The organism is Enterococcus hulanensis, assembly GCF_005405485.1.
Taxonomy (GTDB): domain Bacteria; phylum Bacillota; class Bacilli; order Lactobacillales; family Enterococcaceae; genus Enterococcus_A; species Enterococcus_A hulanensis.
In genome coordinates this window covers 211,556-235,407 of the sequence record NZ_BJED01000005.1, presented here as the reverse complement: position 1 = coordinate 235,407, position 23,852 = coordinate 211,556, and the positions used below count along the sequence as shown (strand labels likewise).

Genomic DNA, 23,852 nt, shown 5'->3' with positions numbered 1-23,852 from the left:
ATACCAACAAACAACCCTAACACTTTTTCATTTTTTAACTCCTTTGCTCATCGGCCACCCACCGATGAGCTCTTTTTTTGCCCGTTATACCTGCAGCAAAAAAGCGCCCGATCTCTCGGAGCGCTTCTTTTACGTCTCTTCCATTTAAACTTCTAGCATTTTTTCCGCGATCTGGACTTCTGAGCCGGCGATATTGGTTAAACGATCATAGATTTGCCCGTCTTTTAAGAAGATGACATCCTTAGCGGCTTGGGCGACTTTGCTGTCGTGAGTGATCATAACGATCGTGATCCCCAATTCCTGATTGATCCGTTGGAAAATCTTAATCACCTCAGCCCCTGCGTTGCTATCTAAATTTCCAGTCGGCTCGTCCGCTAAAATAATTTGCGGTTCATTCATCAGCGCTCGGCAAATAGCGGTCCGCTGTTTTTCCCCTACGGATAATTCATGCGGCAACTTATCCAGCAAATGTTCGATCCGCAAAATTTGAAAGAATGGTTTCATCCGTTCTTCTGCCGTTCCTGTATCCTGTTTGTCTAAGATCGCTGGCAGCAGAATATTTTCCCGCACAGTAATGCTTTCCATCAAATTAAAATCTTGAAAGACAAAACCGATTTTTTGTCTGCGGATATCGGAGATCTCATCTGGAAACAGCTCATGGGTTAATCGTTCTTCAAATGTGACCTCGCCAGTGGTTGGCGGATGCATTAATCCTAAAATTTTTAACAGCGTTGTCTTGCCGCAGCCGGAACGTCCCATGATGCAAGTGAAATCTCCGCGGCTGATTGTCAGATCAATTCCTTTAAGTACTTCTTGCTGCCCATAATTTTTAGTGATAGCCGCGGCTTTGATAATTGGCTCCATTTGCTTACCTCCACTTTTTTATTCTGCGATAGATCAGAACTGCGATGATTCCCCAGCCTAACAAGTAGATACTGTAGTCTATGAAGAAAATACGAGCGAACTGCAGCCATTCCTGTCTCGTAAAGAAACGCAGCAGCCCCATAATGACAATAAAACCGACGCTCAATAGAAATCCTGCGACGATCGGCAGCAGTGTAAAGAGACCGACCTGCTGCTTCAAAATCTTTCGCTGCTCCTTCTCTCGCATACCTAATTGATCCAGCAGTCTTCTTCTTGACACCAAACTGGCTTGTTCACTTTCAAATTTCGATACTAATAACCCAACACTCATAAAAATGCAGGTGACTAAAGTGAAGATCAGCAGCAGAACCTGCAGATAATTTTCCGTGATTACATTGTTTTTGCGTTGTGTTTTTTCATATATAGGTTCGATCGCCGTATCCCAACGCTTATCATCCGCATATTTTTTCTGCAGGAAGTTCAACGAAGCGGCGCTATTTTTATCGTCGCTAATCAGGAATAATTGCCTTGGACTTTCCTTTTTCGCATACGCCGCAAATTCTTCATCGGCAAAAACAAGAATGTTCTCCTGCAATCCTCGTTGAAACATGCCCGTCAAAACTAAACGTTCCTGACTTTTGATCTTGCGCAGCGGAAAAATCAAATCGACATCGTTTGTATTGTAGCTTTCCAAAGGTGTCCCGATTCGCAAGCGCGGAAGTGTGCTTTGCGGGTCCCAATCAATCGGCTGTCCGCGAATACTGATGGCCTGTTGATACACCACATGCCACAGTCCTTTTCTTAAATGCAGCGGCTGACGCTTCAATCCATTCGCCTGACGAAGCTGCTGATAAGTCGTTTCAGAAATTCCGATATGCTGACCTTGAATGAACATGATGGGGCGCGCCGTTCCAAAAGTTTCCCATTCCGGATCACCGTCAACTGAGGTTACTGGAAAGAAAGGGTATTTCTTCCACGAAGCCTTATCCTGATTCAACGTCGTTTCCACTTGCTGAACTTCCGGCTGTTTGACTTTTGCCACTGCCTCGTAAGGAAATAAATCGTGGACTTTGGTTTGTTGAAAGGTTACTAAGCGCGGCAAAAAGAATCCGATCGCCAATACTTGCAGTAGTGTCGCTAACAGTAAGACATTGATACTCTTGTGGAAGCGATAAAACAAATCATTGCGGGAAAGCAGCAGATTGATTTTTCCACGCTTGTGTTTAACATAAAGCCCGCCTCCACCAAGAAACAGTCCCCACAATGCAGCGACCAACGTCCCCACCACTAATAATGTCTCCGCAGATTTTCGCCGGTTGAACCACCAAAAAGTGATCGCTAACGCAATCAGACCTACCAATAAAAACAGTGGTGTCCAGCGTTGGTTCGGTTGATCCGGTTTGGCTTGTTCCCTTGGTCTAAACTGAATCAAGCGCAATATTTTTTCCTGATGAAAAGCCATCGCCAAAACCAGCAATCCAATATACAGCAGCAATGCCCAACCGAAACTATGCAACCCTCTGGTAACCGCTAAACCGATCACTCCGCCAATCAAAATTCCCGCTAAGGCACAAAAACTAAACTCTTCCAATAGCATCGCCAAAAATGTCTTTTTGCGAATCCCCAGCTGAATGAACAACTCCATATGCTTCGCCTTAAAATCAACGTACAAGCTATCCATAAACGTTAGAAATAATAGCAGCAGCAGTAAAAGGACCCCGCCTGACTCGATAAAGATGCGTAAAAGACCGGTCTTATCAAAGATCGAGTCCTGTGTGTGCGTTCCGCTAAACTCATGATAGGTGAAAAAGAGAATCATTAACGCAAAGAAAACCAGCGCGTTAGCAAAAATTAACAGCAGATAATTCTTTTGATGGAAACGAAAATTTTTGCGAATGATCTGGTGGAACTCCGGCGAATATTTTCCCGGAAAGCCTAAGCGCCGTTTACGATCTTCGTTATAGGCTTTTTCAATTTTTTGCGACTCGGCGTATTTTCGATCCCGCTCGATCTTATCCTCCAAATACCGATTCAGCAGAAATTCCAAGGCACAGACGATCAGAATCAGCACCAGCCAAATACTGCTGGAATAAAATGAAATAAATACAAAGTAAAAGAACATCGTAAAATAAAGCCACGCCGCCTTAACCGATTCAAGCCATGGCACTCGTCGATGAAACGTTAGCAGGACGGCATCAAGGGCGTACATCAACGTCAGCAGCAAGAAGAGCCCGGTTCCTACTAAGACACCTATTCCTGAAGCAAATTCTGTTTGCCAAAAGTGCAGGAAATTCCCGCTGAGCAAGCCGCGAACCCATGATTCAATCAAAGTGAACCGCTGTCTTTCGCCGCCGATTATTTTTAAAAATAAAGCAATAAGTAAAATCCCATAGCCCGCTGCCATGGAGATTCGATCCATTCTTTTTTGCATGATGTCCTCCTCAGATTCCTTTCTTCTACTTATTATCATATCAGAAGGAAACCAGCGTGAAAGCGTTTGTTCAAAAAAATTTTAATCATTAAAATATGTGTAAAAAAAAGCTAGGTACCCAACAAGGATACCTAGCTAATAGAATCAATTATTTTTTATGTGTTTCAAACAATGGACTAACCGGTTTGTTTTCGTGGATACGTTTGATCGCATCTCCCATTAATACACCCACACTGATTTCGTCGATCTTATCGATTTTACGTTCGTCAGATAAGTAGATTGAATCGGTTACGACTAAATGTTCGATCGCTGAATCTTGGATTCGCTGCATTGCTGGTCCAGATAAAACAGGATGTGTACATGAAGCGTAGACTTGTTTCGCCCCAGCTTCTTTCAAGGCATTAGCAGCTAATGTGATCGTACCAGCCGTATCGATCATGTCATCGATAATGACACATGTTTTGCCATCGACTTTCCCAATGATGTTCATTACTTCGGCAACATTCGCTTTCGGACGGCGTTTGTCGATGATTGCGATTGGTGCTTTCAAGAATTCGGCTAATTTACGCGCACGAGTTACGCCACCATGGTCTGGTGAAACAACTACGACATCGTCGCCGCAAATACCTTTTTCTAAGAAATAATCAGCAATCAATGGTGCACCCATTAAGTGATCTACAGGAATATCAAAGAATCCTTGGATTTGTGACGCATGCAGGTCTAAAGTCAATAGACGGGTTGCGCCAGCTTTTTCGATCATGTTAGCAACAAGCTTAGCAGTAATTGGTTCCCGTGCACGCGCTTTACGGTCCTGACGGGCATACCCGTAATAAGGCATTACGACGTTGATTGTTTTTGCACTCGCACGTTTCAAAGCATCGATCATAATCAAAAGTTCCATCAGATTATCATTTACCGGACTACTTGTTGACTGAACGACATAGACATGACAGCCGCGAATACTTTCTTCAATGTTTACTTGAATTTCACCATCACTAAATTGGGTAACTGAACTTTTTCCTAATTCAACACCAACTTCTTCAGCGATTTTCTCAGCTAGGGGACGATTTGAGTTCAAAGCAAAAATTTTCAATCTTGGATCAAAATAATGTTTCGACATGGGGACCTCCACTTTCTTTTTAAACATACGTTACCGATTATATACCATTTCAAATAAAATACTAGTCATTTCCATTTAAGAAATCAAGAGATTTCCCTTAAAATGGCAAACGATTCGCATATCCTTCTTTGTTCACTTGGCGAGCACGAGCGATCGCCATATCACCTTCAGCGATGTCGTCAGTGATCGTTGAACCCGCTGCTGTTACGCTATGATCAGCGATAGTGACCGGTGCGATGATATTTGTGCCAGAGCCGATGAATACGTGGTCGCCGACAGTTGTATGATGTTTGTTCTTGCCGTCATAGTTGACAAAAACAACCCCGCAGCCGACATTGATGTCTTTACCAAGAGTCGCATCACCAACGTAAGTTAAGTGACCCACTTTAGTATTCTCGCCAATCGTCGCTTTTTTGATCTCTACGTAATTGCCGATATGGGCATTCTCGCCGATTTCTGCCTGCGGACGTAAATGAGCATTCGGACCAACATCCGCATTTCTGCGAACGATACATTCTTCTAAGACCGAAGCCTTGATTTCAACATTATCTTCAATCGTGCTGTCAACGATTTTTGAATGTGCTCCGATAACACAATCCGAACCAATCACCGTGTTTCCTTGAATCTGCACACCTGGCTCGATGATTGTGTCAGAACCAATCTCGATTCCTGCATCAATGTAAGTCGTTGCCGGATCAATAAAGGTTACACCATTGACCATATGTTGGCGGTTGATACGGCGGCGCATAATCTCATTTGCATTCGCCAAAGCGATCCGGTCATTAACACCTAATGATTCCTCGAAATCTTCTGTTTGGTAAGCCGCAACCGTTTGATCTTCGTTCTTCAAGATTTCAACGATATCTGTTAGATAGTATTCACCTTGAGCATTATTCGTGCCGATTTTTTCCAATGCCGCAAATAATTGTTCATTATCAAAACAATAAGTTCCGGTATTGATTTCTTGGGTACGCGCCTCTTCAAGCGTGGCATCTTTTTGTTCGACGATTTTTTCTACAATACCGACATGGTCGCGTAGGATGCGGCCATAGCCGGTTGGATCTTCTGCATGAGCCGTTAAAATTGTTGCGCTGGCTTTTTTACCTTGATGGTAATCAAATAAATTATTCAATGTTTGGGCTGTAAGCAACGGAGTGTCCCCGCTGATAACCAACGTCGTGCCTTTTTTGCCTTTTAAAAACTCGGCCGCCTGCATAACCGCATGGCCCGTTCCTAATTGTTCTGCTTGCAGCGCATATTGGCTGCGGTCGCCTAGCTGTTCTTTGACCATTTCCGCACCGTGGCCGACGATCGTCACGATATCCGTTGGTTGTGTCTCAACCACGCGCTCAATGATGTGTTCCACCATCGGTTTGCCTGCTACCGGATGTAAGACCTTGTATAATTTTGATTTCATGCGAGTTCCCTTACCCGCTGCTAAAATAATCGCATAACGATTTTCCAAAAGAAATCACTCCTCGTTCGTTTTAATGTATTCATTTTTTTAGAAAAAAATGAGTCTGTTTCTCAACACGTATATCATTTTTCTAATCATACTAAAAGCATGAAGAAAAACTGACATCCTCATTCATAATAATGAAATAATTTTTAAAAAATTATCTCGGATTTTCATTCCGCATATCATTCCACTAATATACTAAAGTACAAAGTGGAACTGACATCCTATTTCGTTTTAATGTATTCATTTTTTAGAAAAAAATGAGTCTGTTTCTCAACACGTATATCATTTTTCTAATCATACTAAAAGCATGAAGAAAAACTGACATCCTCATTCATAATAATGAAATAATTTTTAAAAAATTATCTCGGATTTTCATTCCGTATATAATTCTTATCAATAAAATTCTTACTAATTTAAAACACTCATCCTATTTTACTAGCCAGACGCAAAAAAGGCTAGCCCGTTAGACCCTCTATCAAAAAATCAAGAGAGTCTAATAGCTTAGCATTTCTGTCATCTATTTATCGAAGCAGTTGCCGGGTACGACCGTAATAGTTTTCGTGCTGGTATCCACATCTTGCACAAATAATAATGAATTATAGTCATCGATCGCACGCTCACCTTTAAATTTAGATTCCGCAAAAACAGTGATCCCCACAAGTTCTGCTTCAAATTCTTCGATCAGGCTCTTCATCCCGTTGACGGTCCCGCCGCCTTTCATGAAGTCATCCACGATCAGAACCTTTGAACCACGTTTCAAACTGCGTTTTGATAATTCCATTTTTTCGATTCGTTCAGAAGAACCGGAAACATAATTTACGCTAACGGTTGATCCTTCCGTGATTTTTGAATCCCGGCGAACGATCACGAAGGGTGCGTTTAAGTAATACGAGACCGCTTGGGCGATCGGCACACCTTTTGTCGCGACAGTCATGACTGCATCGACCTTTTTATCCAAATATTGCGCAGCAATAATTCGACCGACTTTACGTAATAAGTCCGGTTGTCCTAACATATCGGACAGATAAACATAGCCGCCAGGCAATAAACGATCCTCTTCCGACAAACGTTCAGCTAAAGAGCCGATGTACTCTTGTGCCTCTTCATCAGTAATACTCGGTGTAAAGACGACACCGCCGGCAGCACCGGGGATCGTTTCTAAGAACCCTGTTCCTCGTTCTTTGAAGGTTTTCTTTACAATCGCTAAATCTTCACTGATAGAAGACTTGGCCGAACCGTATCTAGCCGCAAAAAAAGTCAATGGGATCAAATCATGTGGATGATCCAACAAATATTGTGTCATGTCGATTAATCGTTCACTTCGACGCACTTTCACGTAATTCACTCCTACCTGTTTCATTTTATTGAACTTAGTTCTCCCACATCAGGAAAATAAGCTGATACTCGACGCACATCCTTGGCTTTCTATTAAAAAGAAAAAACATAAGACATCCTATTCTGATTTATCGTTTCCCATTATAAGGGTTTAGCCAATAAAATTCGAGCATTTTCTCGTTTTAAAGTCGAAAAGTTCGGAATTTATTAATTATTCCACAAAAAAAGAGGAAAAGCTTTCGCTTTCCTCTAATTTTGTTGCTGTTTTCGCTGAAACATAATCCGTAATTGTCGGATTCCGTTAAGTATCAGGAACAAGAAAATGAAGCCTAGCGTGATTGTCGCTCCCGGCGGTGTATCCAAGTAATACGACCCAGTCAAGCCGCCGATCATGCCGACAAAGCCAACCAGCACACTGACCAAAATAACGATATTAAAACTTTTTCCTACTCGCATCCCGATCGCCGCTGGCAGCACCATGATCGCGGAGATCAATAAAGCGCCCGCGATCGGAATCATAACCGCAATCGCCACTCCTGTCACAATGTTAAAAATCATCGACATCGTACGGACCGGTAAGCCGTCCACTGCTGCGATATCTTCATCGAAGGTCAAAACATACATCGGACGTTTAAATAGTAGGAACAAGATTCCCACTAATACAAATAGGATTCCTAAAAATACGACTTGCTGCCACGTAATCGTTACGATCGAACCAAATAGATAGGATTGAATGCTGACCGCCGAGTTTCCGGGAGCCAAGCTCATCAAGACCAGCGCAACTGCCAATCCCGCCGCCATCAAAATAGCGATCGATATTTCAGAGTAAGAACTGTACATGTTCTGCAAATACTCCATGATGATCGCCGCAATAACCACGACTAATAACGTCGTACCGGTCGGATTCAAATTTAAGAAGAACCCTAGCGCTACCCCAGCTAACGAAACGTGGGACAAGGTATCGGCCATCAGCGATTGACGACGGATAACCAAGAAAACACCCAACATCGGCGCAATGCCGGCAATAAAGATCGCAGCTAGGAAGGCCCGTCTCATGAACTCATATGAAAGCAACGCCATTTAGAATTCTCCTTTCGCACCAATCGAATATGCCGATCAATGTATTTTTTGGTATCCTCGTGGTCATGGGTGATCATCAAAATACTTTTTCCATGTGCATGGGCACTATGTCGCAATAATTCATAGAAATCATTTCGCGATTTTTCATCCATCCCGGTGGTTGGTTCGTCTAAAATCAACAAATCAGGGTCCTTCGCAAATAAACGCGCCAAACTGATTCGTTGTTTTTGCCCGCCGGATAATTCGCCGACTTTTTTATGGCGCATATTCCACATATCCACAGATTCTAAAGCTTTTTGCACATGTTCATGATCGCGGGGCGATAATTTTTTAAACCATTTTCCCTGCGGATAGCGCCCTGACTCGACTAATTCCAGCACCGTGCTGGGAAATCCCGCATTGAAGGACGCTACTTGCTGCGGAATATAACCAATACTCAATTTTTTCCCTTCAGCATTTTTCTTCGCGATCGTCACTTTTCCGCTGCTGGGTTTTAATAGACCTAATGTCGCTTTGATCAATGTCGATTTTGCGGCACCATTTTCTCCAGTCAAAATGACAAACTCCCCCGGGTCAACGTGATACGACACATTTTCCAATACCGGTTCATTGTCATAATAAAACGAGAGGTCTTCCACCTCGATATACGACATTTTTCGTCTCTCCTTTAAAAACGTTTGGCTACTTAATACTTTCCTTCAATGCATCCAAATTCTCCCGCATCACGGAAACGTAGTCTTCACCGTTTTTGATTTGTTTTTCCGTCAAGCTTTCCAACGGATTCAATACTTTTAATTTTACGCCGGTTTCTTTAGATAGCGTTTCGGCAACTTTAGATGAGGCATTTTCTTCAAAGTAGATGACTTTGACTTGATGATCATCCACATAATGCTTCAATTCACTCAAGCGGCTTGGAGACGGCTCTTGATCTGGCGAAATCCCCGCAATCGCTTCTTGAGTTAAGCCATATTGCTTAGCCAAATAACCGAAGGCCGCATGCTGCGTCACAAAGGTTTTGTTCTTCGCAGCTTTAAAGCCTGCTTGATAGTCTTCGTCTAAGGTCTTTAATTCATCAATATAGTTTGCAGCATTTTTTTCAAATGTCGCCTGATCCTCTGGATACTTTTTACTTAACTGATCACGAATCGTTTCAACTTCTTTGATCGCTAAAACAGGATCTAGCCAAACATGGGGATCTAAGTCATGGTCATGCCCGTCTTCTTCATGCTCTTTTGCATCATGATCATCATGGGCTTCTTCGTGGTCATGCTCGGCACCATCCATCAATGTGATATTTTTAGACGCTTGAATAATTTCCGTTTTCTTCGTATCGATCGTATCTGTCAGATTATCTGTCCACGTTTCCAATTCGGGACTATTATAGACGAACACGTCTGCATCAGAAATTTTTGCCAAGTCTTTGGCTGAGGGTTCAAAATCATGGGGCTCCGTCCCTGCTGGAATCAGCAGCTCTACCTCGCCTTTATTTCCTACCACCTGTTTGGTGAATTCATACATTGGATAAAATGTCGTCATCACTTGAATTTTATCATTAGATGAGGCTTCTTTTTTCTCTTGACCGCCGCAAGCAGTCAGCAAAACTGATAGTACCACAGTTCCTATTAAAAGTAGTCCTTTTTGCATCTTCATCTAGCTAAACACCTTCTCTTCTCTTTTTAAGACAAGGTTTAATTTAACAAATGTTTTTCTATCCGTCAACACAAAACGTAAAAATTACGATTTAGCTCAGAATAATGCTGTTAAATCGTAAAATAGATGACACTCCATTCATATGAAGCACAAAACCTGTATCCGATCTATTCTCTCTATTACGTTATTTTATGCCCAATCAGCCAGCTTTCCTAAAAAAGCACAAAAAAATAGACCCTTTTTTCGGATCTATTTTAACGTGCGTACAAGATAGACTTCATCGCAAAAGCCCTTCAGTGCATTAAACACATGCTTGGCGCGCGAATATTTATGACACAAGGCATATACGGTAGGACCGCTGCCGCTCATCATTGCAGCATCTGCGCCATATCTCAGCATTCGATCCTTCAGCTGTTGAATGATCGGATGCTTTTTGATCGTGACAACTTCCATTGAATTGCCTAGGTTTTCCGTCATTTTCTGATAATCATTATCTTCGATCGCTGAGACGAGTGCCTCAATATCGGGATGATACAAATCCTCCATCACGATTTGAGCAAAAATCGTGCGCGTCGAAACGCTCATTCGCGGTTTCACCACCACGACCCAGCATTGCGGCATCGGAGCAATCGGTGTAACCTTTTCCCCGAATCCTTCAACCAAGGACGTTTGTCCATAGACGCAATAAGGAACGTCAGAGCCGACCTCTGCACCTAAGGCAGCCAGCTCTTCAATCGTCAGACCCAAATCCCACAAACGATTGACTGCTCGCAAAGCCGCAGCAGAATCCGTCGAACCGCCGCCAAGTCCTGCCGCCACAGGAATCTCTTTATGGATTTTGACCCGCAAGCCTTTTTTTATCTCAAAGCGTTCTTTGACTAATTCCAGCGCCTCGTAAACATGGTTTTTTTTATCCGTGGGTAAAAAAGCCTTATTGGTCTCAATAAGGATCTTATTTTCCGGAATCTCTTCCAAATACAAACGATCCGCTAGGTCGATGCTCGCCATGACCATCGCCAATTCATGCAAGCCATCTGGCCGTTTGCCTAAAATGTCGAGGCCCAAGTTGATTTTCGCTGGGGCTTTCTCCATAATTTCCATTTTCTCACCCGTTCAAATTTTTCACTAGACGATTCTATCATAGCCCATCCTAAATGTATAGATAATTCATTTTAGCATAGCCCTCTAAATTAGTTGAATAATTCCTCTTTAAGCCTTACCATGAAGTTAGGAACTATGTATACGCTGTCAGAAGAACATTCATTACGAATTAGGAGGAAGCGATATGAATCTACTGCCGAAAAACGATTGGTTGGATGGAGAAGATTTAGTTGGCAAACTGATGAACACGTTTTGGGATGATCGAAAAATGAGCGTGGACATCCGCGATTTGGATGATCATTATGAGGTTAAGGCGGACCTGCCGGGCTTTGATAAATCGGAAATTTCGATTCATCACAATAATGACATTCTTTCAATTGATGCAGAACACACAGAAGAAAATGAAGTCAAAGATGATGGCCGTTTCGTTCGCAGAGAACGTTCCAGCAGCGCTTATCATCGCCAATTTGTCGTAAAAGATATTATTGAAGATAAAATCACCGCGAAATTTGAAAACGGCGTACTTACTTTAAAGTTGCCAAAAGCCGATTATGAAGAGAAAAAAGGCAAAGCAATCACGATTGATTAGCAACTGAATAGACGAAAAGACGAGCCGCTCTGGCTCGTCTTTTTATACTTCTATCATCTCTTCTGAAATGGTCGCTCCCTTGTTCTTGCCCCGACCGATCAATAATAATAATTGCAAAGCAGAAAATAAGAAGCTGCTGTCTTTCATATAGGCGAAATACCGTGGCCGCCAATGATCGACATAGACCGTTTTTTCTTCTGCCACCTGCTGAAAGGCGTAGATCGAATGACCATATTTATAGATCAAGTTCATGATCCGTTCGCCTAAAAAGGCAAAGGAGGTTTCCCCAACCTTCGCTAGCGGTGCCATGCCTTGATAAACTTCAGCATAGCCCTGCTTCTTCAACTCATCCATTAAATGCAGCTTCAAAAATGTCGGCAGTTCATTCGGAACATCATTTCGGAAACGTAAAAGATCGAAGGAGGCTTTTTCCTGATTGACCGGCTGCTCGGTGATAAATCCGACAATTCGGTTTTGCGGATCACGAGCGATCCCGACATTGCTGGTTTTAATATACGCCCGATCAAATCGTCCGACGGAAAAGCATTTTTCCTTTTCGCCGTTCAACCATTCATCGGAAATTTCCTCCAGCTCATCAAAGACCTCTTCCGGCAGCTTTTCAAAATAGATAAATTGATAGCCTTCATTGGTCAATCGTTTAAATTCAAAACGATCAGAGAAAACATCCAGCTTATGCTGATTGAAATCCGTCACACCCGTCTCGCCGATCTTATCAAAGTGGAAGCCCAAGTCGTGTAAAAGCAGCACATATTCTTCTGATATTTTGTAAAAAGCTAGCTGATAGCCCAGCTTATCGGCATGCTCCATAAAAGCAAACGTCGCCGCCTTCCACTTTTTAGGATTCCCCACAGGATCACCTAAAACAAAACACTTATTAGCACGCGTTTGAAAACCAAATAGAATTTGATCATTGCCGTTTTCTTGATAATAGAAATATTGATAGCCTGACACCCGCAGATAATGACTGGCAGGCGTGCCGCCATAACGGCTGATCAAATAGTTGAAACGTTTTTCATCCCAAGCCGCTCCAAGGCTGGTATCACTCTGGGTCAAATATTGATATAAAATCGCCAAACACAAAATCGATAAGATCAATCCAACTAATCCCGAGAACCAAATCTCTCCGGAAGGAAAAGCAAAATACTTCGTCGACAATCGTTCCGTACTCCAAATTTGTCCGCTGTGATAACCTGCTACCGCATAGAATATGAACAGCAAGCCAAACAAAATACCGTCAAACACTAACGCACCCCAAGAATAAACAAAGCGTTCTCGATAGAATTCCTTCCGCGACATCCACACGATCAATAAAATCACTACGTAAACCATGATCAAACGAACCGATGCTGTCCGCGCAACCGTGTTGACGATCCCAAAAATCAACAAGAGAATCGTCGGCCAAAATGCCCGCTTCACCTTCTGAGAAATCCCCCGAGCAAAGCCCAGCAGCAGAAAACCGATCAAAAGATTCAACGTCTGATCCAAAAAATCAAAGGAGAACGGCAGCAGCACTTGGAACAAGCGGCTGATATTCGACAAATTCGTCAATGTCGATAACAAAATCATCATGATTCCTGCAAAATAAACTGCACTGACCATAATCACATGAGCCACTTTTTGCGAAAGTAAGCGCGGTAAATTATCAAAGTAGCGATTCATTTTGACACTGGTATTAGTCAAAAAGATCACGATCCCCGTCAAAAAAGGAAGCAAGTAATAAAATATCCGGTAAAATAGAATCCAGACGATTGCGGTGCTTTGATTCAAGCCTAGATGCCCTAAGCCCAAGATCATCATGACATCAAACGTTCCCGCACCTCCAGGTACCATCGTCAGCATCCCTAATCCTGTCGCGATCACAAACATCGGATAGACTTCTCCAATATTTAATCTCACGCCCATCAAATAGCCAACGATCAAGAAGACCGCTAAAGCGCCCAGCCATTGACCTAATGAAGCCAAGTATAGTTCAAAAATCTGTTTTAGCCGAAATTCCTTAAAAATTGTACGGCGGCGCGCATAAACAAAGCCAAACAGGATCGGCGCGAATGCTCCACCCGCCAACAGCCAAAACCGATAACGAACAAAGGGATTTTGCGTTCGAAAGAAGATTAAGTCCAAAGACGTGATGAAGGCCATGATCGAAAGTCCCGCCAGCATGAAAATAGCGATTTTCGAGATCACCGCCAAGACCTTCTTCTTCTCCATACCTTTTCCGTAAAAACTTGACCGCAGGCTCACTCCGACGACTCCGCCAAAGCCGGCTAGGTTATTGATCGTGTTGGTGGTCCAAGCTGAGACCAGCCACTCTCTGCGATTCATCCGCGGCCGTCCCGCCGCTTCCAGCGTCGTGATCGCTACGTGATCATATAAAAGCATGGGCAGAACGCCGCAAAGGCCGATCCCAAACATACTTAATAATGCAATTTGATCCTGTTGTTTGATCGTTTGCCAAACGGTTTGCCAGCTCATTCCATGAGCGATATTTTTCACCTGATTTGCGACGAAAAATAAAACGATCCCAAAGAAAATAATCTTGAGCAAGGTGGCGTAGCGTTTGAACCAGCGACTAATAGTCGTCATCCTTCTACCCCATTCTTTCTTTTCTTGTACTCTATTTTAAATGAATTCTTGCTTTGAAGCTATCCTTTTAAATTTACGTTTCCCTTAAAATATTCGTTTAAAACACCGCAATCAAACAAAACGGATAACGGGCAAAAAGAAAAAGCCTCATAAATGAGGCTTTTTACTATTTTGCATAATCGGTTGCGCGTGTTTCGCGAATAACGACCACTTTAATATGTCCTGGATAATCCAACTCATCTTCGATTCTGCGGCGAATGTCGCGAACTAAACGAGTCGCATCTAAATCAGAAATTTCTTCTGGTTTAACCATGACACGAACTTCACGTCCAGCTTGGACGGCAAAGCTTGATTCTACTCCGTCAAAACTATTGGAAATATTTTCCAAGTTTTCTAAGCGGCGGATATAGTTTTCTAATGATTCGCTTCGTGCTCCTGGTCTAGCGGCTGAAACTGCATCGGCAGCGGCTACTAAAACAGAGATGACTGAAGTTGCTTCTGTATCTCCATGGTGAGAGGCAATCGCATTGATTACGACAGGGTTTTCACGATATTTGGCAGCAAGTTCTGCACCAATCTCCACGTGAGAACCTTCGATCTCGTGATCCAGTGCTTTACCGATATCATGAAGCAAGCCGGCCCGTTGCGCCAACTGAACATCTTCGCCTAATTCTGCGGCTAAGACACCAGTCAATTTGGCCACTTCCACTGAGTGATTCAATACATTTTGACCATAGCTGGTCCGGAAATGTAAACGGCCTAAAATCTTGATCAAATCTGGATGCAAGGTGTGGGCGCCCACTTCAAAGGCTGCTTGTTCCCCGTATTCACGAATACGTTCATCCATTTCTTTGCGAGATTTTTCAACCATTTCTTCGATCCGTGCCGGATGAATCCGACCGTCTTGAATCAATTTCTCTAACGTCATGCGGGCAATTTCCCGTCTGATTGGATCAAAGCCGGATAGAACGACTGCTTCTGGCGTGTCATCGATAATCAAATCGATCCCCGTCAATGTTTCTAATGTCCGAATGTTTCGACCTTCACGTCCAATGATGCGACCTTTCATCTCATCATTTGGCAGCGTAACTACTGAAACAGTCGTTTCAGAAACAGCGTCGGCACCGCAACGTTGAATCGCCATCGCCAAAAGATTTTTAGCTTTACGATCGGCTTCTTCTTTCGCCCGTTGCTCAGATTCCCTGACCATAACTGTTAACTCATGGTTCAATTCCTCTTCGGTCGTCTTCATAATTACTTCTTTTGCTTCATCTTTTGTTAAAGAAGCAACCTGTTCCAATTTTGTTTGTTGTTCTTCAATCAGTTGTTCTACATCTTTTTCTCGCTCGTCAATTAATTGCTGTCTAGCACTGATCTTTGTTTCTTTTTCTTCCAGTGAGTGCTCACGCTTCTCGAGAGAGTCATCTTTACGATCTAAAGACTGTTCTCTTTGAAGCAAGCGATTTTCTTGCGATTTTAGTTCTTGTCTGCTTTCTTTCAACTCACTTTCAACTTGTGCGCGATACTGCTGGTTTTCTTCCTTGGCTTCCAACAAAGCTTCTTTCTTTAAGGTTTCCGCTTCTTTATTAGCATGCTTAATGATTCCTCTAGCTGTGTTTTGTGCCCCATCAATTTCTTTTTCATGGCGTGATTTTGCCACCACGAAACCCAAACCAAGACCGACAATTAAACCGATGATAGCGAGGAGAATAGGAACTAACGTCATTAAATCCACCTCCGTACTATCTTATTTACCTATCTGTAGTTTTTTGATAAACGAATGTCAAATTATCAATATGCCTACTTGCATATGTGTGAGAGTCACACAACTTTATTCTAATGTTTGTCCGATAGTGTGTCAACTTTATTTCTCTTTTACCAAGCTCTCTAATAAAGCGCTTTGATTTGTTGTAGAACAACACGCAAAAAAACACTAACGACCGAGCAAACACGCGTTGTCGTTAGTGTAAATTTGTTTTTTATTCATCTAAAGGAAGTGCTTCTTGACCAGCCTCTTCTACTTCTGTCACTTCCACATCATCACCAATACCGTAAGCCGCTCTTACACGCGTAGCAACCTCTGCCATCATCTCTGGATGGTCAGCTAGGTATTTCTTCGCGTTCTCACGGCCTTGACCGATACGATCTTCTTTGTATCCGTACCAAGCACCACTTTTATCAATGATGTCTTGTTCAACAGCCATGTCCAGCAATTCGCCCTCTTGTGAGATTCCCAAGCCGTACATGATGTCGACTTCGGCTACTTTAAATGGCGGTGCCACCTTGTTTTTCACAACTTTGATCTTCGTACGGTTACCAACGATGTCCGTACCATTTTTCAATTGCTCTGCACGACGCACTTCTAAACGAACAGTCGCATAGAATTTCAAGGCACGTCCTCCGGGAGTTACTTCCGGGTTACCAAACATCACGCCGACTTTTTCACGAATTTGGTTGATGAACACAGCGATTGTCTTCGTTTTGTTGATCGAACCTGATAGTTTACGCAATGCTTGTGACATTAAACGAGCTTGCAGCCCAACATGGGCATCACCCATCTCACCATCGATTTCGGCACGTGGAACTAGCGCTGCCACTGAGTCGATAACGATAATATCAACGGCACCACTGGAAACCAGCGCATCGGCGATCTCTAAACCTTGCTCACCAGTATCTGGCTGTGAAAGCAGCAATTCATCAATATTTACCCCTAAGCGTTGTGCGTATTGAGGATCTAACGCATGCTCAGCATCGATAAAGGCCGCTGTACCGCCGTGTTTTTGCACTTCTGCGATTGCGTGCAAAGCTACTGTCGTTTTACCAGAACTTTCTGGACCGTATACTTCAATAATCCGTCCGCGAGGGTATCCACCCACACCTAACGCAACGTCCAATGCTAAAGAGCCACTTGGAACCGTTGAAATTTGTTGGTCGATCTTTTCACCTAATTTCATGATCGAGCCTTTTCCGTAATTCTTTTCAATCTTCTTCATTGCAGCCTCTAGAGCTGCCTTGCGATCATTAGCCAATAACTGATCCTCCTATTTCCTATAATAAATATGTTTTCCACATCATTATTGCTTTTTCAATATCCCTAGTTTATCGGTTTGGCATCAAAAAAGCAAGCAAAAAAACGAACAAACATTCGCATTCTTAATTTTTATTTAGAATTACTCTTCTAAGCATGTCTAAGCCCTTCATCACCGAACTATGGCGAACATACGAACGATCTCGGCTAAAATGATTTTCAGCAACAAGCGTTTCGCCATTTTTTTGGGCCAAACCGATGTAAACCGTTCCTTTCGGTTTTCCTTCTAAATCATCAGGACCAGCCACACCAGTAAAGGACAACGCATAATCAGTATCTGCAAGACGCAGTGCCGCCTCGGCCATTTCTTTCGCGCACTCTTCACTGACAACGCCGACACGTTCTAAAAGCGCGGGATCGATCCCTAAGAAGCTCGCCTTCGTTTCTTTTGAATACGTCACAAACCCACCTGGGAAAACTTCAGAAACGCCAGGAATCGTGCCTAACGTCGCTTGGAATTCACCCGCCGTTAAACTCTCGGCCGCTGTGATACTTAAATGCTGTTCTTTTAATAAGTCCACTACGACTTCGACTAAGCTGTTTTCTTCTCCATAGCCATAAAAGAATTCGCCGACTTTTGCTAAAATCTCAGCTTCTGTCTGGTCTAGCAAGGCATTGGCTGAAACTTCATCTTCTGTCTTGGCTGTGATTCGCAGCGTGACTTCGTTTGGTTTCGCATAAGGTGCAATCGTTGGGTTTGATTGCTGTTCGATCATTTCTGCCAGCTCCGTCACTAGCTTGGATTCTCCGATACCAAAGAAGCGCAAGACCCGTGAAGTCAATTTTTCTGTCGCGGGAAACTCTTTTTCCAACAATGGTCGTGCTTGCTCTAAGAACATCGGCTTCAATTCGCTTGGCGGTCCAGGCAATAAAATGTAATTATTCTTTTCACCTTTATAGAGGCAGCCGATCGCTAAACCAGTCCGATTCGGTAATGGGATGCCATCCTGCAAAGTCTCTACTTGTCTCAAATTGTTCGGTGTCATGGTTCCTTGACGCTGGGCAAAAAATCCATTTAACGCTTCTAACCCTTCTTGATTTTGAACCAGCGGGACACCTACGTGATCAGCCAGTACATTTTTCGTCAAATCATCATCAGTCGGTCCTAAGCCGCCGCATAAGATAATCAGCTCACTGCGGGTATCCGCTAATTGAAGTAATTCTTCTAAACGTTGCGGATTGTCGCCAACAACTGTATGAAAATAAACCTCGACCCCCATATCCGCTAATTTTTCTGATAAGAAAGTCGCGTTGGTATTTACAACTTGTCCTAATAAAAGTTCTGTGCCCACGGCAATGATTTCTGCTTTCATTCGTCCCTCTTCTTTCTAAAGATACGCCATTTTTTCTCAACTATAACAGAAAAAACAAAATTTAAGGAGCGATTGGCAAACTTATTTATTGCTGGATGGATCATCAGTCTTTTTTTAATGATTCCTTTAGCTGTTTACATTTAAAGATACGCAAAAAAAGGACGATACTTGAATGTATCGTCCAAAATTTCTATTACATCGAGCCTTTGAAGATCGAAGTGTTTTTAGCGAAGTAATCGTACCCTGAATAAATTGTGAAGAATAGGCAGATATACAACATGATTTGATCCATCGGAATACCAATAAAATTGAATGGGACATTGTTTAGATAAAGCAATATGATTCCGACCATTTGTGTTGCTGTCTTGATTTTCCCCGGCATCGCTGCAGCCATTACGCCGCCGCCTTGCTCTACGATCAATAATCGTAAACCCGTTACCGCTAATTCCCGACAAACGATGATCGCGATCACCCATGAAGGAGCTTTGCCTTGTTCCACTAAGATAATGAAGGCTGTCATTACCAGCATTTTATCAGCTAAAGGGTCAGCGAATTTCCCGAAGTTCGTAACCAAGCCGCGGGCTCTGGCAATTTTTCCGTCTAAATGGTCCGTATAGCTGGCTACTGCAAAAATAATTGCTCCGACTAGCTGTGTTACCGCTAAACTAGTATTTCCGATTTGCAGTGTTCCCCAGTCCCACGGTGCCAATACAACGACCATGAACACCGGAATCATAAAGATCCGAATGACAGTCAATTTATTTGGTAAATTCATTGTTGATTCCTCCTAATTCTATTACACACGTTCTTAAGACGCGTAGGCGATATTCAGTGTCACGTCTTTTTTCAGCAACGAGTCTCCTGGTTGAAAATCAAGCGTCTGATCATTGACTTTGATTTCAGCATATTTTGCCATCCCTACAGTAATCACAGCTTGAGCTGCATCGTCTGGTAATTCAGTTGTTTGTGATTCTCCTGGTTGCAATGTGTATTGATACGTTAAAGCGCCGTTGATCTGGATACCAACCCACACACGTTCTTTACCGGTGAAAGTGATTTTCAGCGGTTTCTCTGCATTATCGACTTTCATTGTCGCTGCGTTGGTTGTATTATTTTCCATCGCAAACGCCATTTTTGGTTTTTCCGGTTTCTTCGATGATTCCGTCGTTGGTTTAGGTTGTGAGGACGAAACCTTTTCTGCTGATGAAGAAGAAACATCTGAACGCTCAACTTGAACAGAACTATTTTCTGGAATAATTGCAGTCTCTTGATGGTCCAACCAAGTTATGTAGCCTACTACCGCAATAATCGCTAATGCCACGAGTCCAAGCACGACCATCGGCATCGTCGCTCTAAAACGAGCACGGGTAGGATTTTCAGCATGTTTATTTTTTCTCAGCTCATCAACGGTCTCCAATTCTGGATAACTCGGCAATGGTTTGTCCTTGCCATCCAAAACATCGATCAAATGATTGCCGTCAAGTTTTACCTCGTCAGCATACTGTCGAATAAACGTCCGCAAATAATAATCACTGGGCAATTCTTGAAAGTCATTTTCTTCAATCGCCAGCAAATAGCGTTTTTGGATTTTTGTGCGCTGCTGCAGTTCATCTAAACTGATTTTTTTATCGATACGGGCTTTACGTAGCGTTTCTCCAATATTAATACTAGCCACTTGATTCTCTACTCCTAATTCGTAATAATGAAATAATTTTTGGAAAAAATTATAACCGATTCTCATCACGCATACCATTCCACTAATGTATTGAAAATACATAGTGCAACTGGCATCCTAATTCGTAATAATGAGATAATTTTCGGCGCTATTCCATCCAGCCGCCAGCGACAGGTAAAACGATACCGGTCGTATAACTAGCTTCTTTTGAAAATAAATAATTGCAGGCTGCTGCGATCTCTTTAGGATCTGCTAAACGGCCTAATGGGATTTCTGCCTTCAAATCAGATAATTCTTGCGGATTCCAATTGTCATTCATTTTGGTCTGTACAGCTCCTGGCGCTACAACATTAACAGTGATACCCAACGTTGCGACTTCCTTCGCATAAGCTTTCGCGAAGGCCTCTTGTGCTCCTTTAACGGCACTGTAAACTGTTTCCATGCTGCTCCCGCGATGTCCATAAACGGACCCGATGAAAACGACCCGCCCATTTTTATTGACCGCTAATTTTTCCTGCAGCCCTTGTAATAGAAGTAAAGGGGTTTTCAAATGGACCTGCCACAAGGCTTCCATTTGATCAGCTTTGGTCTCAGGCAGCAACTTGTAAAAGGTAAAACCAGAAGCAAAAACGATCCCATCCACTTGGAATAACTGTTGCAAAAAATGTGGGATTTCCGCTTCCTTCAACATGTCTAAGGATACCATAAAAAAATCTTGCTGAGGATAACGTTTCTGTAAGTCTGAAACGAAATTTAAGACTTTTTCTTTTTGCTGATTATAGTGGCAATAGAGGGACCAGCCTTGCCCCGCCAATTTCTCGCAAACGGCTTGCCCGATATCGCCGCTTGCGCCCATCACTAATGCATAAGGCATCTTAGGCCTCCTTGTCCATATAAAAGCGCGTGAAGGCTTCTTCATGGATAAACAGTTCACCCGCTGCCAAGACATCTGTTAGTTCGATCTCCTGAATAATTTCCGGCATGTCAAACAAGGTCCACTCGCCAAATAAGGATTGAGTGAATTGGTTGGCAACATATTCCAATGAATTCAATGATTGGAAATATTTGCCCAGCATTTTTTTCTTCAATAAAGCTAAATTCTTTTCATTGACCTCTGGATCAGTCGCAAAATGCAGCAAAATTTCTGTCAGGCGATCCGCCAATTTTTGCGGCTCTTCACTATCGCCCCCGAAATCAGCAAAGTAGAAGCTGCGGTCTAATGAAAACTCATAACCAAAGCTGTCATCTAAAAGTCCTTCATTATACAAACGCAAATAATTTTGTGAGGTTGTTCCTAGTAACATTTGGAACAACAGATCCATCGAGATTTTAAAGATCAGTCGTTCTTTGTCATCAGCAGGCAGCTCTGCCAAGCCTTTGACACCCACGATTGCTTTTGGCATCGTGATCGGCATTTTTTCATCACTAAGTTTGATGATCTCGTCAGGTGATTCTTGTGGAAAACGGCGTTGGATCGGTTCAGGTGCCTCAAAGGTCTTTTTAGCTTGATTTTCCCGAATGAAATCCATCAACGCTTGCGGTTCCAGATTTCCCACAATAAATAATGTCATGTTGCTAGGATGATAAAACGTATTGTAGCAAGTGTATAGGTCTTCTGCTGTAATTTCTGCAATAGAATCGATCGTCCCTGCGATATCGATGTGCAGCGGATGTTTCGGATACATATTCTTCAAGATAGCGAAAAACTGCTGCCAGCTTGGATCATCTTGGTACATTTGGATTTCTTGTCCAATGATCCCCTGCTCCTTTTGGACAGATTCGTCAGTGAAATAAGGCTCTTGAACAAAATCCAGCAGCGTGGCTAAATTTAATTCCAATTGATCCGTTGTTGAAAACAGATAGCTCGTACGAGTAAAGCTGGTGAAGGCATTCGCTGATGCGCCTTGTTCGCCAAATTTTTGAAAAACATCGCCATCTTCTTTTTCAAACATCTTGTGTTCTAAGAAATGAGCGATACCGTCGGGAACTTTAATATAGTCTGTTCCGCCCCGCGGAATAAATTCATTGTCGATTGATCCGTAATTGGTGCTGAATAAGCCATAGGTCTTGTGATAGCCGGCCTTTGGCAACAAATAGACCGTCAAGCCATTCGGTAAAACTTCTTTATATAAGGTTTCATTGATTTTTTGATATGCTACTTTATCCATTCTGCTGCCCTCCATCTAAAAAGAAGATCGCTTGCAGACGAATTTTCTTCGCGACTTTTTGAACATCTTTTGGTGTCACGGCCGCCAAGCGTCTCAGCCATTCTTCGTCTGTTAGTTTACTTTGCGGCAACCATTGCGCCAAGTAAGTTGTCTCGATCGTGTTTTGCATGCTGTCTAAACCGAGCAGGTAATGATTTTTCAGCATCGCTTTGGTTTGTTGAAAAGCCAGATCGGTAAAGTTTCCAGCCTGCAGCTCAATTAGCTGTTCATCAATCAAGTGTAAAACCTTCTCACGATTGTCACTGTTGATCCCTGTTTGAACCTGCAGATACCCGCGGAAAGTATCAAAAGAACTGGAAGCGTAGTAAGCCAAACTAGCCTTTTCCCGCACATTCATAAACAATTTTGAATGGGGAAAACCACCGAACAGGCCATTGAAAACTAATAGCGCAAAGCGATCGGTATCTTCAAAATACACATCCGTTGCATAAGCCAAGTTCAATTTTCCCTGTGTGACCGTTTCTTGAACTTGCTGTTCTCGTATAACATTGTCATTTGTTTGATAGTAATAAATCGCAGGATAACTCTCCTCACGTTCAACAAATGGCAGTTGCTTGAACAATTCAGCCATCTCTGCTTCTTCCACATCGCCGATCACGAATAGGTCCACTTGGTCTTGAGTGATCATCTCATGATAATAAGCCGCTAAGCTTTCACTCGTTTCATTTTCTAGATCAGCTACCGTACCAAAGCTTGGCAGCTTTTGCGCTTCGTCTGTAAAATAGGTCTCTTTGATTTTTAACGAAGCCATCGTCTGCTTGTCTTCATGTAATGTTTCAATATAACTTTGCAGATTTTCCTTTTCTAGTTGGAAGGTTTGCTCATCGAATTTGCCCTCATGAATGTTCGGATAAAATAGAACTTCACGCAGAAAATCCATTGCGGCCGGCAGCAGTTTCGGATCATCAACATATTTCCCATTAACGACTCCTAGCCCAATATCCAGCCAATGCAGATTGCCTTTACGTCCCACATTCAGGCCAAAGCTGGCACCATAAAGTTCAGCCAATTGCCCGCTTAGTTTCGTTTGATCAGGGTAACGTAAAGAATTAGTTTCTAATAAGTTCGCCAATAAAGCGCGTTTGGTCATGATTTCTTTCGTTAAACGGGTGGTCATACGCCCGTAGAATTGAATCGTTTTATACTTTTTCGTTGGAATAACGTGCAGACGCACGCCTTTTTTTAATTCGATCATTACAAAGCTCCTTATGCGTATTAATATATTTATTTTTCGAAAAATAAGTCTGAGGTTCCTGCCGCAGAACAGCCAATTAAACTTTTGCAGATAATAATGCGGGCAATTTCCCTAGCA

Annotated in this window: 19 protein-coding genes; 1 reads left to right on the top strand and 18 read right to left on the bottom strand. The window is 42.7% G+C overall.

Annotated features, from left to right (window positions below; translation table 11 throughout):
• Window positions 1–144: 144 nt before the first annotated feature.
• The 9 genes from FFR60_RS07605 to ispE form a co-directional block, all read right to left on the bottom strand.
• Window positions 145–864: an ABC transporter ATP-binding protein gene (locus tag FFR60_RS07605; RefSeq protein WP_088934164.1), complete on the bottom strand. Its 720-nt coding sequence runs from the start codon at window positions 862–864 to the stop codon at window positions 145–147.
• A gap of 4 nt (window positions 865–868) precedes the next feature.
• Complete coding sequence (locus tag FFR60_RS07600; protein ID WP_137663669.1) at window positions 869–3,295, bottom strand: hypothetical protein; 2,427 nt, start codon at window positions 3,293–3,295, stop codon at window positions 869–871.
• A 148-nt stretch (window positions 3,296–3,443) separates the two neighbouring features.
• Window positions 3,444–4,415: a ribose-phosphate diphosphokinase gene (locus FFR60_RS07595; protein WP_088934162.1), complete on the bottom strand. Its 972-nt coding sequence runs from the start codon at window positions 4,413–4,415 to the stop codon at window positions 3,444–3,446.
• A gap of 97 nt (window positions 4,416–4,512) precedes the next feature.
• The gene (gene glmU, locus FFR60_RS07590; RefSeq protein WP_088934161.1) at window positions 4,513–5,880 is read right to left on the bottom strand and encodes a bifunctional UDP-N-acetylglucosamine diphosphorylase/glucosamine-1-phosphate N-acetyltransferase GlmU; all 1,368 of its coding nucleotides are present in this window, start codon (window positions 5,878–5,880) and stop codon (window positions 4,513–4,515) included.
• 514 nt (window positions 5,881–6,394) lie between these two features.
• Window positions 6,395–7,213: a pur operon repressor gene (gene purR / locus FFR60_RS07585; RefSeq protein ID WP_088934160.1), complete on the bottom strand. Its 819-nt coding sequence runs from the start codon at window positions 7,211–7,213 to the stop codon at window positions 6,395–6,397.
• A gap of 248 nt (window positions 7,214–7,461) precedes the next feature.
• A complete protein-coding gene (locus FFR60_RS07580; protein ID WP_137663668.1) occupies window positions 7,462–8,292 on the bottom strand; it encodes a metal ABC transporter permease in 831 nt (276 codons plus the stop codon).
• Window positions 8,265–8,945, bottom strand: coding sequence for a metal ABC transporter ATP-binding protein (locus FFR60_RS07575; RefSeq protein ID WP_088934698.1), 681 nt, complete (start codon window positions 8,943–8,945; stop codon window positions 8,265–8,267). The genes FFR60_RS07580 and FFR60_RS07575 overlap by 28 nt, the downstream gene beginning before the upstream one ends.
• Before the next feature lie 28 nt (window positions 8,946–8,973).
• Window positions 8,974–9,942: a metal ABC transporter substrate-binding protein gene (locus FFR60_RS07570; protein ID WP_171004889.1), complete on the bottom strand. Its 969-nt coding sequence runs from the start codon at window positions 9,940–9,942 to the stop codon at window positions 8,974–8,976.
• A gap of 249 nt (window positions 9,943–10,191) precedes the next feature.
• On the bottom strand, window positions 10,192–11,043 hold the full coding sequence (gene ispE, locus FFR60_RS07565; RefSeq protein WP_217809347.1) for a 4-(cytidine 5'-diphospho)-2-C-methyl-D-erythritol kinase: 852 nt from the start codon (window positions 11,041–11,043) through the stop codon (window positions 10,192–10,194).
• Window positions 11,044–11,227: 184 nt separating this feature from the next.
• On the opposite strand from ispE, the gene FFR60_RS07560 reads away from it, so the two are divergent.
• A complete protein-coding gene (locus FFR60_RS07560) occupies window positions 11,228–11,632 on the top strand; it encodes an Hsp20/alpha crystallin family protein (protein WP_088934158.1) in 405 nt (134 codons plus the stop codon).
• A 42-nt stretch (window positions 11,633–11,674) separates the two neighbouring features.
• On the opposite strand, the gene mprF is transcribed toward FFR60_RS07560, so the two are convergent.
• The 9 genes from mprF to yfmF all read right to left on the bottom strand — a co-directional run bounded on the left by mprF (window position 11,675) and on the right by yfmF (window position 23,735).
• Window positions 11,675–14,236 (bottom strand): bifunctional lysylphosphatidylglycerol flippase/synthetase MprF, encoded by a 2,562-nt coding sequence (mprF, locus tag FFR60_RS07555; protein WP_088934157.1) that lies wholly within the window; start codon window positions 14,234–14,236, stop codon window positions 11,675–11,677.
• Between the two features lie 166 nt (window positions 14,237–14,402).
• Window positions 14,403–15,962 (bottom strand): ribonuclease Y, encoded by a 1,560-nt coding sequence (gene rny / locus FFR60_RS07550; protein WP_088934153.1) that lies wholly within the window; start codon window positions 15,960–15,962, stop codon window positions 14,403–14,405.
• 253 nt (window positions 15,963–16,215) lie between these two features.
• Window positions 16,216–17,265 carry a recombinase RecA gene (gene recA, locus FFR60_RS07545; protein WP_088934152.1) on the bottom strand — a complete coding sequence of 350 codons (1,050 nt, stop codon included), beginning with the start codon at window positions 17,263–17,265 and terminating at the stop codon, window positions 16,216–16,218.
• A 124-nt stretch (window positions 17,266–17,389) separates the two neighbouring features.
• Window positions 17,390–18,637, bottom strand: coding sequence for a competence/damage-inducible protein A (locus FFR60_RS07540; RefSeq protein WP_137663667.1), 1,248 nt, complete (start codon window positions 18,635–18,637; stop codon window positions 17,390–17,392).
• A 193-nt stretch (window positions 18,638–18,830) separates the two neighbouring features.
• Window positions 18,831–19,412 carry a CDP-diacylglycerol--glycerol-3-phosphate 3-phosphatidyltransferase gene (gene pgsA / locus FFR60_RS07535; RefSeq protein WP_088934150.1) on the bottom strand — a complete coding sequence of 194 codons (582 nt, stop codon included), beginning with the start codon at window positions 19,410–19,412 and terminating at the stop codon, window positions 18,831–18,833.
• A 33-nt stretch (window positions 19,413–19,445) separates the two neighbouring features.
• Entirely contained in the window at window positions 19,446–20,378 is a 933-nt protein-coding gene (locus FFR60_RS07530; protein ID WP_249354970.1) for a RodZ domain-containing protein, read from the bottom strand.
• An 82-nt stretch (window positions 20,379–20,460) separates the two neighbouring features.
• Window positions 20,461–21,186, bottom strand: a complete 726-nt coding sequence (gene ymfI, locus FFR60_RS07525; RefSeq protein WP_137663666.1) for an elongation factor P 5-aminopentanone reductase — start codon at window positions 21,184–21,186, stop codon at window positions 20,461–20,463.
• Between the two features lies 1 nt (window position 21,187).
• Window positions 21,188–22,480: an EF-P 5-aminopentanol modification-associated protein YfmH gene (gene yfmH, locus FFR60_RS07520; protein WP_137663665.1), complete on the bottom strand. Its 1,293-nt coding sequence runs from the start codon at window positions 22,478–22,480 to the stop codon at window positions 21,188–21,190.
• Window positions 22,473–23,735: an EF-P 5-aminopentanol modification-associated protein YfmF gene (gene yfmF, locus FFR60_RS07515; RefSeq protein WP_088934147.1), complete on the bottom strand. Its 1,263-nt coding sequence runs from the start codon at window positions 23,733–23,735 to the stop codon at window positions 22,473–22,475. The genes yfmH and yfmF overlap by 8 nt, the downstream gene beginning before the upstream one ends.
• Window positions 23,736–23,852 lie beyond the last annotated feature (117 nt).

Coding starts and splice junctions, on each gene's coding strand:
- mprF (WP_088934157.1), bottom strand. CDS start 14,236: ATGACGACTATTAGTCGCTGGTTCAAACGCTACGCCACCTTGCTCAAG.
- ymfI (WP_137663666.1), bottom strand. CDS start 21,186: ATGCCTTATGCATTAGTGATGGGCGCAAGCGGCGATATCGGGCAAGCC.
- FFR60_RS07605 (WP_088934164.1), bottom strand. CDS start 864: ATGGAGCCAATTATCAAAGCCGCGGCTATCACTAAAAATTATGGGCAG.
- yfmF (WP_088934147.1), bottom strand. CDS start 23,735: ATGATCGAATTAAAAAAAGGCGTGCGTCTGCACGTTATTCCAACGAAA.
- FFR60_RS07575 (WP_088934698.1), bottom strand. CDS start 8,945: ATGTCGTATATCGAGGTGGAAGACCTCTCGTTTTATTATGACAATGAA.
- FFR60_RS07580 (WP_137663668.1), bottom strand. CDS start 8,292: ATGGCGTTGCTTTCATATGAGTTCATGAGACGGGCCTTCCTAGCTGCG.
- rny (WP_088934153.1), bottom strand. CDS start 15,962: ATGACGTTAGTTCCTATTCTCCTCGCTATCATCGGTTTAATTGTCGGT.
- FFR60_RS07560 (WP_088934158.1), top strand. CDS start 11,228: ATGAATCTACTGCCGAAAAACGATTGGTTGGATGGAGAAGATTTAGTT.
- ispE (WP_217809347.1), bottom strand. CDS start 11,043: ATGGAAATTATGGAGAAAGCCCCAGCGAAAATCAACTTGGGCCTCGAC.
- FFR60_RS07530 (WP_249354970.1), bottom strand. CDS start 20,378: ATGAGAATCGGTTATAATTTTTTCCAAAAATTATTTCATTATTACGAA.
- FFR60_RS07570 (WP_171004889.1), bottom strand. CDS start 9,942: ATGAAGATGCAAAAAGGACTACTTTTAATAGGAACTGTGGTACTATCA.
- pgsA (WP_088934150.1), bottom strand. CDS start 19,412: ATGAATTTACCAAATAAATTGACTGTCATTCGGATCTTTATGATTCCG.
- yfmH (WP_137663665.1), bottom strand. CDS start 22,480: ATGGATAAAGTAGCATATCAAAAAATCAATGAAACCTTATATAAAGAA.
- FFR60_RS07540 (WP_137663667.1), bottom strand. CDS start 18,637: ATGAAAGCAGAAATCATTGCCGTGGGCACAGAACTTTTATTAGGACAA.
- FFR60_RS07595 (WP_088934162.1), bottom strand. CDS start 4,415: ATGTCGAAACATTATTTTGATCCAAGATTGAAAATTTTTGCTTTGAAC.
- FFR60_RS07600 (WP_137663669.1), bottom strand. CDS start 3,295: ATGCAAAAAAGAATGGATCGAATCTCCATGGCAGCGGGCTATGGGATT.